A 14,574-nucleotide genomic window follows, 5' to 3' on the forward strand; every position below is an offset into this window, starting at 1 on the left:
TTCGATGCGCCGTTCGACTGCCGCCCTGCTCCATGGCTCCGCCGCCCTCCTGCTGGCGATGGCGCCGACCGCGCAGGCGCAGGAGAAGGTCGTTATTTCGCGCGACGGTTTCGGCGTGCCGCATGTCGAGGCCGAAACCTCGGACGCCGTGATGTTCGGCGCGGGCCATGCGATCGCGCACGACCGGCTCGCCGCAATGGAACTGGCGCGGCACAACACGCAGGGCCGCCGCGCCGAACTGGTGGGCGCGTCGGCGCTCGACACCGACAAGGTCATGCGCGGCCGCAAGCTGTCCGATGCGGTGCTGATGCAGCGCTACAATGCGCTTGCGCCCGAGCATCGCAAGATGATCCGCGCGATGGTCGACGGGATCAACAAGCGCATCGACGAGGTAAACGCCGACCCCGAACATCTGACCCCGCTGGAGTTCGCCCGCTGGGGGATCAAGCCGACGCGCTGGAGCCTTGCCGAATATCTGGCGCTGATCACCGCCGCGCCGCTCGGCCGCGACACCTATGAAATCCGCAATCTCGAATTTCTGAAGGCGATGACCGATCGCTACGGCCCTGAAAAGGCTTGGCAGATTTTCAATGACGTCGTCCCGATCTCCGACCCCGATTCGCCGACGACGATCCCCGCCGGCGACGATCTCGCCCCGGCGCGTTCGGTCCCTGCCCCCGTCCTCGCGCCAGTCCAACTGCCGGGCGGCGGCGTCGCATCGGCCGCCGCACAAGCCGCGCCGACCGAGCCGGTAAAGGGCATGAGCCGCTGTATGGTGATCGGGCCGCAAAAATCGGCGAGCGGCAATGTGCTGATGCTGGAAGCGACCGCCGACGGCCCCGAAATCCACCTGCAGGGCGGCGGCTTCGACAATGCCGGCTTCGGATCGACCGGCTGGGGCGTGCCGACGATGGGACGCGGGGCGCAGCATGGCTGGCTGCTCGTCTCGGGCAGCAGCGAAGCGGGAACGACGTTCGCCGAGAGGCTGAACCCGAAGAACCGCTATGAATATTGGTACAAGGGCGCGTGGAAGAAGATGGAGCACCGCACCGAGACCTTCCGGGTCAAGGATGCAGCGCCCGTCACCCACGAGATCGCATGGACGATCCACGGCCCGGTGATCGCGTGGGATACCGACAACGGCACCGCCTATTCGCAGCAGATGGGGGTACACGGCCGCGAGCTCGACACATGGGTGGCGTTCGCGGAGATGGGCCGCGCGAAAAGCCTTGCCGAGTTCCGCGAAAAGGGCGTCGACCGGCTCGGCTGGAATTTGGGCGCCTGTTACGGCGGCGAGGACGGCACGATCGCCTATTTCGAGGCGGGCGCACTGCCGAAAAAGGCGGCGGGGGTCGACCCGCGCCTGCCCACCCCCGGCACCGGCGAATATGAGTGGACCGGCTTTCTGACCCCTGCCGAAAAGCCGCACATGATCAATCCGAAGCAGCAATATTTCATGTCGTGGAACAGCAAGGCGACGGGCTGGTCGCAGGAGGGCGACAATGCCCGGATCGGCGCGACCTTCCGCACCTGGCTCGGCGACCGGCTCGCGAAGAATGGCGAGGCGCTGACCCTGCTCGACATGCGCGAGTTCAACGGCAAGATCTTCAACGCGCTGGGTGCGGTCGACCGCAATCAGGCGGCGCCCGACTTTTTCGCGCCCTATATCCGTCAGGCGATCGCGGCGAGCGACGATCCCGAGGTCAAGCGCGCGGGCGAATATATGCTGAGCTTCAACGGCCTGTATCAGGACCGTGACGGCGACCAGAAATACGACAATCCGGGCCTCACCCTCTATCGGAGCTGGCTGCAGATCGCGCCGAAGATCATATTCGGCGACGATATGGGCGACTGGTGGCGTGCGATCGACGCCGATCGCTATCTGACCTATCAATCGAGCCTGTTGCTGCGCGCCTTTCAGGGCGATGCCGCCGGAGCGCCGCTGGCAGTCGACTATTTCAATGGCCGTGATCGCACCGCGGTGATGGTCGAGACGATCAAGGCGACACTCGCCGAGGTCAAAGCCCGTTTCCCCGGCAAGGATATGGCCGAATGGAAGCAGGCGATCTTCTGGAAATATTTCGACGCCTCGCTCGAAACCCCCGACCGCCCGCAAATGGCCGAGGATGCGCCCGAACGCCGCCTGTCGGCGGTGCTCAGGCTCGGCCCGACGATGGCGCCGCACAACGGCGGCGAAAGCTGGGTCGGGCTGATGGAGATCGGGCGCGACCGGCGCGCGCTCTATTCGGTCGTCGATGCCGGCGGGCAGAATCTGTTCATCGACCCCGAGGGCAAGGGCAATCCGAACCTTGCCGACCAGACGCTGATGCACGAGACGAACGAGCTCAAGAAGATCACCCTCGTCCCCGACGAAATCCGCAAGACCGCGGTGTCGAGCCTGACGCTCGAATACCGGCCGCCGGTCCGGTAACGGCGCCAAGGCGGTGACCGCGGCCGTCTCCCCCGCCGACATCGGCAGTTACTGGCTCGCCAGTTGCGGTGACGATCTGACCCCGCGCGCCGCGCTGACGGGCGACGAAAGCGTCGATATCGCCATATTGGGCGGCGGCTTCTCCGGACTGTGGACCGCATGGTTCCTGCTCCAGAGCAATCCCGGCCTTTCGATCGCCATCGTCGAGCGGCAATTTTGCGGCTTCGGCGCATCGGGCCGCAACGGCGGCTGGTGTTCGCCGCGCTTTCCGATCAACCCGTCGGCACTCATCCGGCGTTTCGGGGTCGCGACCACCCGCGCCATCCTGCTGGCGCAGCAAGCGATGGTGGACGAGGTCGGCCGGATTTGCGCAGAAGAAGGCATCGACGCGCATTTCAACCCGGCGGGTGTTCTGACCCTCGCGCGCAGCGCGGCGCAATTGCCCGCGTTGCAGAAATCCTTCGCCGCCTATGGCAAGCTCGGCATGGAGGACGGCTGCGAGTTGCTCGATGCGGCGCAGGCCGCAGCACTGGTGCACGCGACCCATGTCCATGGCGGGATGCGCCTCGACGCCGGCGGGACGATCCACCCCGGGCGCCTCGTGCGCGGCCTTGCCCGCGCGGTCGAACGGCGCGGCGCGCGCATCTATGAAGGCACCGACGTGCTGCGCGTCGAAGACGGCGCCCGGCCAGCGCTCGTCACCGCCGGCGGGACGATCCGCGCGCGGCGCGCGATCCTGCTCGCGGGCGAGGCCTATCTGACCGGCCTCCCCGATTACCGCCGCCGGCTGATCCCGATGGCCTCGACGATCATGCTCACCGCGCCGCTCAGCGCCGGGCAATGGGATAAAATCGGCTGGGCGGGCGGCGAATGCCTCAGTTCCTATGTGAATACGACCAACTATCTGACCCGGACCGCCGACGGGCGCATCCTGTTCGGCAGCCGCGGCGCCCCCTATCGCTATGGCTCGGACATGTCCGAGGTCGCGCTGCGCGAAAACGCCAATTTCGACTGGATCCGCGATCGGCTGGTCGAGTGGTGGCCGGTGCTCGCGGACGTCGACTTCACGCATCGCTGGGCGGGCTATCTGGGTATATCGCGCGACTGGCTGCCGACCGTCCATTTCGATCCGGCGCGCCGGATCGGCCACAGCTATGGCTATACCGGCCACGGCGTCATCACGAGCGCGATCTGCGCCCGCGCCCTCGCCGGACTGGTTCTCGGCCAGAAGCCGGGCGCAAACGCACCCTATATCCGCGCGCAAGCGCCGAACTGGGAGGGCGAACCGCTGCGCTGGGCGGGCATCCGCTATGTCCAGAACGCCTTCCTGCGCATGGACCTTGCCGAGACGGCCGGACGGCGGCCGCCCCTCGACGCGGGCCTCGCGCAATATCTGGGCGAACCCTGAGCGGCGGCGCTTATTGCCCGGCCACCGCCGCGCCGCCCGAGTCCTTGAACGCCTGTTCGAGCCCCGGCACGAGCGCCGCCCCGGCCTTCAGTTCGACGCGCGAGCCGGCGAGATCGTCACCATAGGGTTCGGCCGGCCCGCCGAGGCATTGCGAGAGGAAATGTTCGGCGATCGCTGCGAAGGAGATGTTGGTCGCGTCCTTCGCATAGACATGCCCTTCGTCGGGATAGAAGGCGTAGGTCACCGGCTTGCCGCGCGCCTTCAGCGCGTCGACGATCTCCTGCGACTGGTCGGGGAAGATGCGCGGATCATTGGCACCGTTGGTGACCAGCAGCGGCTTGACGATCGCATCGACGCGCGCGATCGGCGAGCGCCGCATCAGGTCGGCCGCCCCTTCCTTTGTCGCCGGATCGCCAACCCGGTTGACGAATTGCGGCCGCTGCCAGGTCCACCAGTCGGGCATTGCCCCGATCAGCCGCGTGAGGTTGCTCGGCCCTGCCAGATCGACGCCGCACTGGAAGCGGTCGGGGGTGAAGCTCAGCGAGACGAGCGTCGAATAGCCCCCGTAAGAGAGCCCCATCACCGCCACCTTGTCCTTCGCGGTCACGCCCTTGTCGATCGCCCATTGCACCGCGTCGAGCAGGTCGTCGTGCATCGTTTCCGACCATTTCCGGTCGCCCTTCGCCATGAAATCGCTGCCGAAGCCGCCCGAACCGCGAAAGTTCACCGACAGCACGGCATAGCCGCGGTCGGCGAGCCAGGCGTGCTGCGGATCAAACGCCAGATCGTCGCGCAGCCAGGGCCCGCCATGGACGAGCAGCACGAGCGGAACAGGCGCCGTGGGCATGCCGTCCGCGCCCGGTTTCGCATCTGCCGGGAGCGTCAGATAGCTTGGCAGGGTCAGCCCGTCGCGCGATGCGATGGCGACCGGAATGCGGCGCGCGAGTGCGCGCTGTTCGAGGTCGGGCCGGGTCGACAGCAGCGGCACCAGCGCCCGCTCCTTGCGGTTCCACCAGCTATAGCGGTCGGGGCGGTTCGGCACCGTTTCGAGGAGCAGCCAGCGCGCGTTGTCGGGCGTCTGCCCGACGATCTTGAACGGTCCCGCCGCAGCGGCCTCGAGCGCCGCGAACTCGGCGCGCGCACTGTCCGCCCGGACGGTCCATTCACTCACCAGCGGGTCTTCGCGCGTCGCGAGCAACGCCCCGCTTCCCTCGTCGAGCAGTGGATCGACGATATCGGCGCGCCCGGCAGCGGCGAGCAACGTCTTCTTGCCGGTTGCGAGATCGATCGAGACGAGGCCCGCCTTGTCGCCGCCCCGGCTGTCGAGCATCGTCAATTTCCCCTCGGCATCGAGCCCCAGCACTTTGGAATTGCGAAGCGACGCGAGCGGGATCGTCATGAACTCGTGCGGTCCGGCCGGGTCGAGGCGGAAATAGGTCGAGGAACCGTCGGGGTTGCCGCGCACGCCCAGACGGATGTTGAAATCGGGGTCGGCGACGACGTCGATATAATTGGGCGCGTTGCGGAACACCTCGGTGCGCGCGCCGGTCGCGAGGTCGATCCGATAAATGTCGCGATAGCGGCGGTCGCGGATGTTCATGCCGACGAGGATTTCGCCCGGCCGGCGTTTCGAAACCTTCACGATCTTCGTCTGCACCGCCGGATCGGCGGTGGCGTTGATGACCGTCCCCTTCTCGAGATTGGCGATCCAGAGCTGGCTATGCTCTTCGCCCCCGACATCCTTGAGGATCAGGATGAAACGCCCGTCGGCGCTCCACTGAAAACCGTCGGGCGGCCGGTTATCGAAACGGGTGACGGGTGTCGCCGACGCCGGGTCGCCGATCGGCGCGACCCAGACGTTGAGCACCCCGTCGAGCGGGTGGAGAAAAGCCAGTTGCTTGCCGTCGGGACTGATCTGCAGTTCCGAATAGGTCGGCGAGGCAAACAGCAGGTCGCGCGGTACGAGCGTTTCGGGCTGGACCGAACGGGCGAAGGCTGAGGATGACAATCCGGCGCCGGTCCCGCCACCGAAGGCCGCAACCGCCAGCGCGGCGGCACAGGCGCTGTTACCAAAAAGCCGCCCAACCCCGAGACCCATATCGCACGCTCCCCGAAACATCCTTCGATCAGTGCAGATTGCCGACCGAACCGCAACAGGACCAATGCGCAATATGGATCAATCCATGCACGCCACGGAGGGTGGCCGATCGCGCGCAATATATTAGAAGCTTCGCGGCGTCCGGAGGGCTGAACGATGGAAATGGCATGGCTTGAAGATTTCGGCGCGCTGATCCGCGCGGGGAATTTCTCGCGCGCCGCGGCGGCACGCCATGTCACGCAGCCCGCCTTCAGCCGCCGCATCCGCGCCCTCGAGGACTGGCTGGGCGTCGACCTCGTCGACCGCGCGACCCATCAGATGGTCCTGACCCCCGCCGGCAAACGCTTCGCCGTGATCGCCGAAACGGTCTTGCGCGATATCGAACACGGCCGGCGCGAGGTGCAGGAGATTGCGGGAACATCGGCATCGACGGTCAAGATCCTCGTTACCCACGCGCTGGCGCTGACCTTCTTCCCGCAATGGCTTGCGACGCTGCAGTCGATGGCCGACACCGCGATTCCGATCCAGCTCACCGCCGACAATATGGGCGCTTCCGAACAGATCATGCTAAACGGAAAGGCACATTTCTCGCTTTGCTATTTCCACCCGGCCGCCGTGTCGGTGCTCGATGGGGCGGGCTTTCAATCGATATCGCTCGGCACCGACACGCTGGTGCCGGTCAGCGCGCCGCGCGCAAGCGACCGGGGGGCGCTCCATACCCTTGCCGAGGAGGCCGGTGTCCCGGTCAAATTGCTCGCCTATGGCGCGGACTCGGGCATGGACCGGATCATATCGGCGATGCTCGGAACGAACGCGGCGCCCGCCAGCCTGACGCCGGTGTTCACCTCGCACACCCTCGTCCTTGCGCGTATGGCCAGGGACGGGCGGGGGCTGGCGTGGTTGCCGCTGAGCATCGTCGAGGACGATCTGGCGCAGGGTTTGCTGGTCCGCGCGGGCGACACGCAATGGGACATTCCGGTCGACATCCGGCTCTATCGTCCGCGCGGCCGGCAATCGCCATCGGCCGAAGCCTTCTGGAAGCTGGCGTCGGCGTGATCACGAAGCGCCGGGGCGCGGAGAGCGAATTGCGATGCTTACGGCGCGGCATGAAACCATCAGCAACCGGCATTGGCGGGCAGGACCGGCGCCCTGTTAATCGCAACCGACTTCAACGCAGGACCGGACGTCGCATCCGGGCCGCAAGAACCTGGACCCTCGCCATGAAATCGGCCGCCCCCGTCGAAGCCGTGCTCTTCGACCTCCTCACCGCACTCCTCGACTCCTGGTCGGTCTGGAATCACGCCGCCGGATCGGCGGCTGACGGACTGCGCTGGCGCCGCGCCTATCTGAGGCTGACCTACGGCTGCGGGAGCTATCGCCCCTATGAAGACCTTGTCCGCGAAGCGGCGGCCGAGGCGGGCGTCGCTGCATCGGCGGCCGAGGCATTGACCGCGGGCTGGGACATGCTCCGGCCCTGGCCCGAAGTGCAACGCGTGCTCGGCGATCTCACCGCTCGCGGTGTGCGCCTCGGCGTCGTCACCAACTGTTCGGTCACCCTCGGCCGGCAGGCTGCCGAGCAGGTCGGCGTTCCCCTTTCAGTGGTCATGACCTCCGAAGAGGCCGGCTTTTACAAACCGCATCCGCAGGCGTACCGCGCCGCGCTCGACCGGCTCGGCGCGGACCCCGAACGGACGCTGTTCGTCGCGGGCTCGCCTGCGGACATCCCGGGTGCGGCCGGGGTCGGCATGTCCGTTTTCTGGCACAACCGGGCCGGGCTGCCGTTCGTCGCCGACACGGCGCGTCCGCTGCTTATTGCCGACACGCTCGACCCGCTGGTAACGCTGGCGTGAGGAATCCGATTGAAATGTTCGAAGGATTATACACCCCGCGCCTGCTCCTCGACGCGGACCGGCTGGAACGCAATGCGGCGCGCATGCGCGCGCGCTGTCACGATCTGGGGGTCACGCTTCGTCCGCATCTCAAGACAGCAAAATCGGCCGATGTCGCGCGCGTCGCCGCCGATGGCGCGCAAGGACCGATCACCGTTTCGACGCTGGCCGAAGCCGAATATTTCGCGGCCGCGGGCTGGCGCGACATCCTCTATTCGACCGCGATCGCGCCGGCGAAGCTCGGCCGCGCCGCGCAGATCCAGCGCGACCATGGCGCGCGCATCCTGTTCGTCATCGACGATCGCGACATAGTGGTTGCGATCGGCAAGGAGGCGGCCGCACTGGGCGCCCACTTCGGCCTGCTCATCGAGGTCGACTGCGGCGAACATCGCAGCGGCGTCGAGCCCGCTTCGGACGCGCTGCTCGCCATCGCCGATGCGATCGCGGCCGCTTCGCCGCGGCTCGAACTGATGGGCGTGATGACCCACGCCGGCCATTCCTACGCCTTCGACGACCCGGCACTGATCAGGGCGCTCGCCGAGACCGAGCGGCTCGCGGCGGTCGCTTCGGCCGAACTGCTGCGCTCGCACGGCCACAAATGCCCGATCGTCAGCGTCGGCTCGACGCCGACCGCGCTCTTCGCCGAGCATCTCGCCGGGGTCACCGAAGTCCGCGCGGGCATCTATCTGTTCCACGATCTTGCGCAGCTCTCACGGGGCATTTGCAGCGAGGACGACCTTGCCATTTCGGTGCTCGCGACAGTGATCGGCCACCAGCGCGGCGGCCCCAGCCTCATCCTCGATGCCGGCGCTCTCGCCCTGTCGAAAGATGTGGGCGCCAACCGCTTCATGCCCGATGCCGGCTATGGCCGGGTCTGCGATGCGGCGACGCTGGAACCGCTCGGCGAACTCGCGGTGACGACCGTGCATCAGGAACATGGCAATGTGCCCATCCCCGACGCAAGCTGGTTCGCCCGACTCCCGATCGGCAGCCTTGTGCGGATATTGCCCAACCACGCCTGTCTGACCTGCGCCGCCTATCAGTCCTACGACGTGCTGCGCGCCGGGACCATCGTCGACCAATGGCCGCGGATCGGCGGCTGGTGAACCTGTCCGGAGATCCTTGATGACCGAGAAAATGACCGAAATACGATGCGCCGATGCGCCCCCGCCCGGCGGCCATTATGTCCAGGCGATGCTCCACCGCGACACGCTCTATGTCTCGGGCCAGCTCGGCGTGACGCGCGACACGCCCGATCCGGCGGCGGTCCCCGTTGCCGAGCAGGTTTCCTTCGCCCTCGCCAATATCGCCGCAATAGGCCGCGTCGTCGGCGCCGAGATCGACGATATCGTCCGCTGCACCATTTACGTCACCGACGTCGCGCACTGGGATGAGGTCAACCGCGCCTATGCCGCCTTTTTCGGCGCGCACCGTCCGGCCCGCTCGATCGTCCCCTGCGGCCCGCTCCATTTCGGCGCGCTGGTCGAGATCGAAGCAGTCGTCGCAGCGAGCGCCTGACGCAGCCCCGGCCCGATTATGGAGAGAAGGCGCCGACCGAATCCCAATCGGCCGCCGCCGCAGCGTTGCGCCGAAGCAAGGTGATCAGGAGCCGGTCGACCTCGGGCGAGGAAGCGAGGAGGCCGTAAGCCGCGACGGTCGTCATCAACCCGCTGAGCAACTGGAGCCGATAGTCGCGCTCGATCAATTTCCGCTCATAGCCCGATCCGAAGATATCGGCGTAGAGTCGCAGCAGTTCATGCTCGGACAGGCGCCGGCTCTCGACCTTCACGCTGCCTGACAGGAAATAACCGACGTCGTGCATCGGATTGCGCCAGCCGGTAATCTGCCAGTCGATCAGCACCGCGCCCGATGGTCCGAACAGGATATTGTCGACCCGCGGATCGCCATGGGTCAGCGTGCCGCGGTCCATCGGCAGCCGGTACCAGCCGCGCGCCGATGCCGCCGCCGCCGCGACGGTATCCATCTCGGGGCCGCTCAGCCGGTCGGCGGCATCGCGCCTGATGACGGCCAGACCCCGATCGACGGCGGCCGACCAATAATCGGCGGTTCCGGCCATCGTCATGCCCCAGCCCGGCGCCTCGCCCCGCTCCATCGGGTAGAAACTGCGATGGAGCTTGGCGAGTTCGGCGACTACGCTGCGCGCATCGTCCAGCTCGCATCCGTCGATCTGGTTTCCCGCGCGCGCCGTCGAACTCAGATCCTCCATCACCAGATTGATATTCTCGGCATGGCCGTCGACCCACAGCACGGCCGGGATTCGGCAGACATCGTCGCGCCCCTTGAGCAGCCGGTAGCTTTCGAGCTCGCGGAGATAGGAGCCGCTGCCGATACCATGCGCATGCGACGTTTCGTCGCTGCTGCGAAATTTGCAGACGACCGACGCGGGGGCCGATGTCGGCGCCGCGAAAGCCAGGTCGACGCATAAGGTCTCGCTGACATTGCCGGCGCCGATCGGCCGGGCTTCGAACGAAATCACGTTGGCATCGCGATGGCCGGCGGCCCGGAGGACCCGGGTCAACCACTCCGGATCGATATCGTCATGGCGATCGAGCAATCGCGGCGCGTCATGGTCGCCCACCGGCAGTTCCTTCCCACATCCTTTTCGGACCATGCTGCCGCGCGTTCCGCGAGACTACCAATCGGAATTGGCGAGGAAGGGATCGGCGCAGGCGATGATTGATCGGCGCGGACGATGAAATGGACCCGATTATCGATTGGTGGCGCCTCCGGGTGTTTGCGAGAACCACGGCAACGACAGGGAGAGATGAGATGACGCGGTCGGCACTGGAGATCGTGACGCTGTACAATCTGGAGATATGGAACAAGGGCCGGATCGAACTGGTCCCGGAGCTGTGTGCCGATCCCATGATCCGGTACGACGCCAACAGCGTCGCCGTCCTCGGCATCGAAGAACAGATTGCCCGGATCCGCCACAATTACGAGGATCTGCGCCCGACCTTCGAACCCGTCGTCCTCGCCGGCGACGATGAATATGTGACCCTCGTGTGGAACGTCACCGGCCGCGACCCCAACTGGAAATGGTGCGGGATCGAGGTATTTCGGGTGGTCGACGGCAAGATCGCCGAGGTCTGGAACGGCCCCTATGTCGACGGCCGCTGGGTTCGCGGCGGCGCGCTGTCGGTGGGTATCGACGGCGCGCCGCCCTCGGATGTCCCGGTCATGAGTGCCGACTTCGAAGGCAGCGCCGCCCGGCTCGTCGCGCCGCTCGAAACCGGAACGATCGCGCTGTGGCTGACGGGAGCTTTCGGCGCCCCGGCGATCGACGATCGCGAAAAGCGATTTGTATGGACCGGCACCCCGCCCCGGCTCGAATTGTGCCACCGCGAGCCGGGCCGACCGCCGCGCAGGCTGTCCGGTGCCGCGATATCGTCGCTCGAAATCCGGTGGGCGCGCTCGGGGCTGACCAATGTCTCGATCGCCCTCGCAGGCACGGCGAGCGACAGCGCGGCGCTGCCGTCGCCGACCCCATCCCGCCCCGGGGTGCGCCTTTCGGAATGCGCGGGGAATTTCCAGCCGGGAACCGGCACAAACGCCCGGGTCGTCGGGGCCTCGGTCCTGCTCGATCCGCCGACGCGGCGGGCGTCGGGCGAGGTAACGCTGCGTTTTCCGGCCGCCATCGACGCGCTGTCGCTGTGCGGCGCAGGCAGCCTTGCCTTCGGCTGGCATCACCAAGGGCGCTCGCTCCGCTTCGAAGCGGCGGCGGCGCGCCTCGCGGAGCCGACCGGCGCCTTCACCGATGCCGGCGATGTCGAAGCGACGTTCCGGTGGGATGCCGGCGACATCGCGGCAATCCTCTCGGACGAGACATCATGGACAGCGAACGGAGACAGCTAGGCGGCGATGGCGCCCCCGTCGCGGTCTGCCTGCCATTTCCGGGCAAAGTTGAAGAATTGCCGCGCCGCATGGTTGGCGCCGGGGCCGAGCACGACCGCAAAGTCCAGATAGAGGTCGAGGCCCTCGACGGGCCGCGGCACGAGCGCGGCGGGCGGCGAGAACCAGCCCGTGCCGATGCCGCAGATGCCGTGCTGCGCGGCGTAGCGTTCGACGGCGAGCGCATTGCCCTCGGCAGGAATGACGATTTCGGCGCCGCTCTCGACGAAGAAGGCCTCGAGCGGATCCGAGATCGCCTTGCCATGCTCGCGGTTGAGGATCGCTACCGACAGGCCGTTGAGCTGCGAACGGGCGATTATATCCTGTTCGGCCAGTTCCGAATCGCGCGGCACGAGCAGGCTCATCGGCTGCCGCCGCAGGATGACGCGCTCGAACGTATCGGGATATTGGGTCTCGTTGAAGATCGGTGTGATCTCGTCGCCGCGCGCATCGGCGGCATGCGGCGCATTGAGCCCGAGCAGGAGCGCCACGTCGAGCCGCTCGCCGAGCATATCGGGAATCTGGGCGCTCTGGAGCCGGTTGTCGATCGTGAAACCGATCCCGGGATGACGCATCGAAAACGCGTCGATGAGCGCCGCCTTTTCGGGAATTTCGAGCGTATAAAGCGCCGCGCCGAGCCGAAACTGCGTCCGCCCCGAACCCTGCATCGCTTCCACCAGGTCGCGCAAGGCTTCGGACTCGGCAATCACCCGCTGCGCCGCGGGAAGCAGCTTTTTGCCCGCCGGGCTCAGCGAGATGCTGCGCGTGGTGCGATGGAACAGCACATGCTCGACCGCCTGCTCGAGTTCCTTGAGCTGGCCCGAGACGGTCGGCTGCGTGAGGTGCAAAAGCTCCGCCGCGCGCGTCACCGACCCTTCGGCCGCCACCGTCACGAAGCTCCGCAACAGGCGGAGATCCGGGTGAAACATCGACCTCTCCCAAAAAGCCTCCCGATCGCCGCCGGGATGCGTCAGGCATAGCATGGTCGGAGCCGAAATCCATCGCCCGCGATCGCCGGACGATGGATCGGCAGCATCGATAAATACAGCGCCATTGCCGATTGGACGCTCGCCGCGCCTGCCCGCAATTTGCCCGCGGAGAGGAGAAAGACGTGAGCGACACGCTTTCCGGCAATATCGATGAAATCATCGTCGACCCGAAGACTTATGGCGACGAGCATAGCTATCACCGCGCATTCGACCGGCTGCGCCGCGACGACCCGGTGCATTGGACCGAGCCGAAGGACTATCGCCCCTTCTGGGCGGTAACGCGCCATGCGGACATCATGGGGGTCGAACTCAACGCGAAGAATTTCCTCAACGACCCGCGCCAGTTCCTTGTCACCCGCGCCGACGAAGACCTTTTGCTCGAACAGACCGGCAGCCACAAATTCGCGCACAACCTCGTCGCGATGGACGACCCCGAACATCGCGCCTTCCGCTCGCTGACTTCGGCATGGTTCGGCGCCAAGAGCATTCGCGGCCTCGAGGAAGAGATCGGCGCACTGGCCCGCGAAACCATCGACCGGATGGTCGAGATGGGCGAAAGTTGCGACTTCGCGGCCGAGATCGCCGCCTGGTTCCCGCTGCGCACGATCATGATCGTCCTCGGCGTGCCGCGCGAGGACGAGCCGCTGATGCTGCACCTGTCGCAAAAATTATTCGGCAGCGTCGGCGGGGTCGACGGCATGGCGGGAATGGTCGACGCCTTCAACGCCTTCAACGACTATTTCGGCAAGGTCACCGAGGATCGCCGCCGCAATCCGCGGGGCGACGTCGCGACGATCCTCGCGACCGCGACGATCGATGGCGAGCCGATCGGCGAGGCCGAACGCAATGCCTATTATCTGATCGTCGCTGCGGCCGGCCACGATACGACGAGTTCGTCGATCTCGGGCGGACTGCTCGCGCTGATCCAGAACCCCGACCAGATGGCCAAGCTGCGCGCCGATCCGGCGCTGATCGGCACCGCCGTCGACGAATTCATCCGCTGGACGAGCCCGGTGAAGCATTTCTTCCGCACCGCCGTCGCCGACTGCGAAGTGGGCGGCAAGCCGATCCGGGCAGGCGACAATCTGATGATGTGTTATCCGTCGGGCAACCGCGACGCGAGCGTGTTCAAAGACCCCTATGCATTCCGCGTCGACCGCCCCGATGCGCGCAAGCATCTCTCTTTCGGTTACGGTCCGCACCTCTGCCTCGGCAATGCGCTTGCGAAACTGGAGATCCGGATTCTCTTCACCGAAATGCTGCGGCGGATCGACGATTTCGAACTGGCGGGAGACCCCGCGTGGGTCGAGGCGAGCTTCGTCTCGGGTCTGAAACATCTGCCGATCCGCTATAAGGTGCGGGAGGCCGGGGCATGACGCCCGCGCGCCAACTCGCCGAGCGTTTCGGCAAGCCCGACGCGATGCGCGCGCTCTATGCCCCCGATGTGAGCTGGGAGATTTCAGCCTCGCTCGGCATGCCGAAACTCGAAGGCATCGAAGCCGTATGCGCGTTCAACGATCAGGTGTGGACCTTGCATCACCGCCGCGATTGCTCCGTAACGATCATCGACGAGGTCGGCGACGCGTCGCTGAGCGCCGTGCGTTTCGTCTATCGCGCCTGGTCGCTGTTCGCGGGCGACTGGTACCAGAATGATTACACGCTGTTCGTCCATGCGGGGCCCGCCGGCATCACCCGCATCGCCGAAGCCTTCGACACATCGGCGACGATCGACTTTCTCGCCGGCCGCCCGCCCGGTTCGGGCTGGGCCGCGATCGGCGGCGAGGTCGGCGACCGCGTCGGCGAACTCGGCCGAAGCTAATCCATTCAAAACCAAAGCGGCAAAGACC

Annotated in this window: 12 protein-coding genes; 9 read left to right on the forward strand and 3 right to left on the reverse strand. The window is 66.5% G+C overall.

Going from position 1 to position 14,574, the window contains the following annotated elements; all coding sequences use genetic code 11:
• Positions 1 to 4: 4 nt before the first annotated feature.
• Both AN936_RS13940 and AN936_RS13945 read left to right on the forward strand, forming a co-directional pair.
• Complete coding sequence (locus tag AN936_RS13940) at positions 5 to 2,431, forward strand: penicillin acylase family protein (protein WP_054588664.1); 2,427 nt, start codon at positions 5 to 7, stop codon at positions 2,429 to 2,431.
• A 13-nt stretch (positions 2,432 to 2,444) separates the two neighbouring features.
• Positions 2,445 to 3,839, forward strand: coding sequence for an NAD(P)/FAD-dependent oxidoreductase (locus AN936_RS13945; RefSeq protein WP_054588665.1), 1,395 nt, complete (start codon positions 2,445 to 2,447; stop codon positions 3,837 to 3,839).
• Positions 3,840 to 3,849: 10 nt separating this feature from the next.
• Here the strand turns inward: AN936_RS13945 and AN936_RS13950 are convergent, their stop codons facing one another.
• On the reverse strand, positions 3,850 to 5,937 hold the full coding sequence (locus AN936_RS13950; RefSeq protein WP_054588666.1) for a S9 family peptidase: 2,088 nt from the start codon (positions 5,935 to 5,937) through the stop codon (positions 3,850 to 3,852).
• A gap of 156 nt (positions 5,938 to 6,093) precedes the next feature.
• Between AN936_RS13950 and AN936_RS13955 the strand changes: the two genes are divergently transcribed.
• From AN936_RS13955 to AN936_RS13970, 4 genes are all read left to right on the forward strand, one after another.
• Positions 6,094 to 6,993 (forward strand): LysR family transcriptional regulator, encoded by a 900-nt coding sequence (locus tag AN936_RS13955; protein ID WP_054588667.1) that lies wholly within the window; start codon positions 6,094 to 6,096, stop codon positions 6,991 to 6,993.
• Between the two features lie 164 nt (positions 6,994 to 7,157).
• Positions 7,158 to 7,787: an HAD family hydrolase gene (locus AN936_RS13960; protein WP_054588668.1), complete on the forward strand. Its 630-nt coding sequence runs from the start codon at positions 7,158 to 7,160 to the stop codon at positions 7,785 to 7,787.
• Complete coding sequence (locus AN936_RS13965; protein WP_234715575.1) at positions 7,784 to 8,932, forward strand: alanine racemase; 1,149 nt, start codon at positions 7,784 to 7,786, stop codon at positions 8,930 to 8,932. Before AN936_RS13960 ends, AN936_RS13965 begins: the two co-directional genes overlap by 4 nt.
• Before the next feature lie 19 nt (positions 8,933 to 8,951).
• Positions 8,952 to 9,344 (forward strand): RidA family protein, encoded by a 393-nt coding sequence (locus AN936_RS13970; RefSeq protein ID WP_201782918.1) that lies wholly within the window; start codon positions 8,952 to 8,954, stop codon positions 9,342 to 9,344.
• A 16-nt stretch (positions 9,345 to 9,360) separates the two neighbouring features.
• Here AN936_RS13970 and AN936_RS13975 read toward each other — a convergent pair whose 3' ends face one another.
• Positions 9,361 to 10,425, reverse strand: coding sequence for a phosphotransferase family protein (locus AN936_RS13975; protein WP_054588670.1), 1,065 nt, complete (start codon positions 10,423 to 10,425; stop codon positions 9,361 to 9,363).
• Positions 10,426 to 10,616: 191 nt separating this feature from the next.
• On the opposite strand from AN936_RS13975, the gene AN936_RS13980 reads away from it, so the two are divergent.
• The gene (locus AN936_RS13980; protein WP_054588671.1) at positions 10,617 to 11,702 is read left to right on the forward strand and encodes a nuclear transport factor 2 family protein; all 1,086 of its coding nucleotides are present in this window, start codon (positions 10,617 to 10,619) and stop codon (positions 11,700 to 11,702) included.
• On the opposite strand, the gene AN936_RS13985 is transcribed toward AN936_RS13980, so the two are convergent.
• Positions 11,699 to 12,667 carry a LysR family transcriptional regulator gene (locus AN936_RS13985; protein ID WP_054588672.1) on the reverse strand — a complete coding sequence of 323 codons (969 nt, stop codon included), beginning with the start codon at positions 12,665 to 12,667 and terminating at the stop codon, positions 11,699 to 11,701. The genes AN936_RS13980 and AN936_RS13985 overlap by 4 nt on opposite strands.
• A gap of 182 nt (positions 12,668 to 12,849) precedes the next feature.
• On the opposite strand from AN936_RS13985, the gene AN936_RS13990 reads away from it, so the two are divergent.
• The gene (locus tag AN936_RS13990) at positions 12,850 to 14,103 is read left to right on the forward strand and encodes a cytochrome P450 (protein ID WP_054588673.1); all 1,254 of its coding nucleotides are present in this window, start codon (positions 12,850 to 12,852) and stop codon (positions 14,101 to 14,103) included.
• The gene (locus tag AN936_RS13995) at positions 14,100 to 14,546 is read left to right on the forward strand and encodes a nuclear transport factor 2 family protein (RefSeq protein WP_054588674.1); all 447 of its coding nucleotides are present in this window, start codon (positions 14,100 to 14,102) and stop codon (positions 14,544 to 14,546) included. The genes AN936_RS13990 and AN936_RS13995 overlap by 4 nt, the downstream gene beginning before the upstream one ends.
• Positions 14,547 to 14,574 lie beyond the last annotated feature (28 nt).

Source organism: Sphingopyxis macrogoltabida, assembly GCF_001307295.1.
GTDB classification, from domain to species: Bacteria; Pseudomonadota; Alphaproteobacteria; order Sphingomonadales; family Sphingomonadaceae; genus Sphingopyxis; species Sphingopyxis macrogoltabida_B.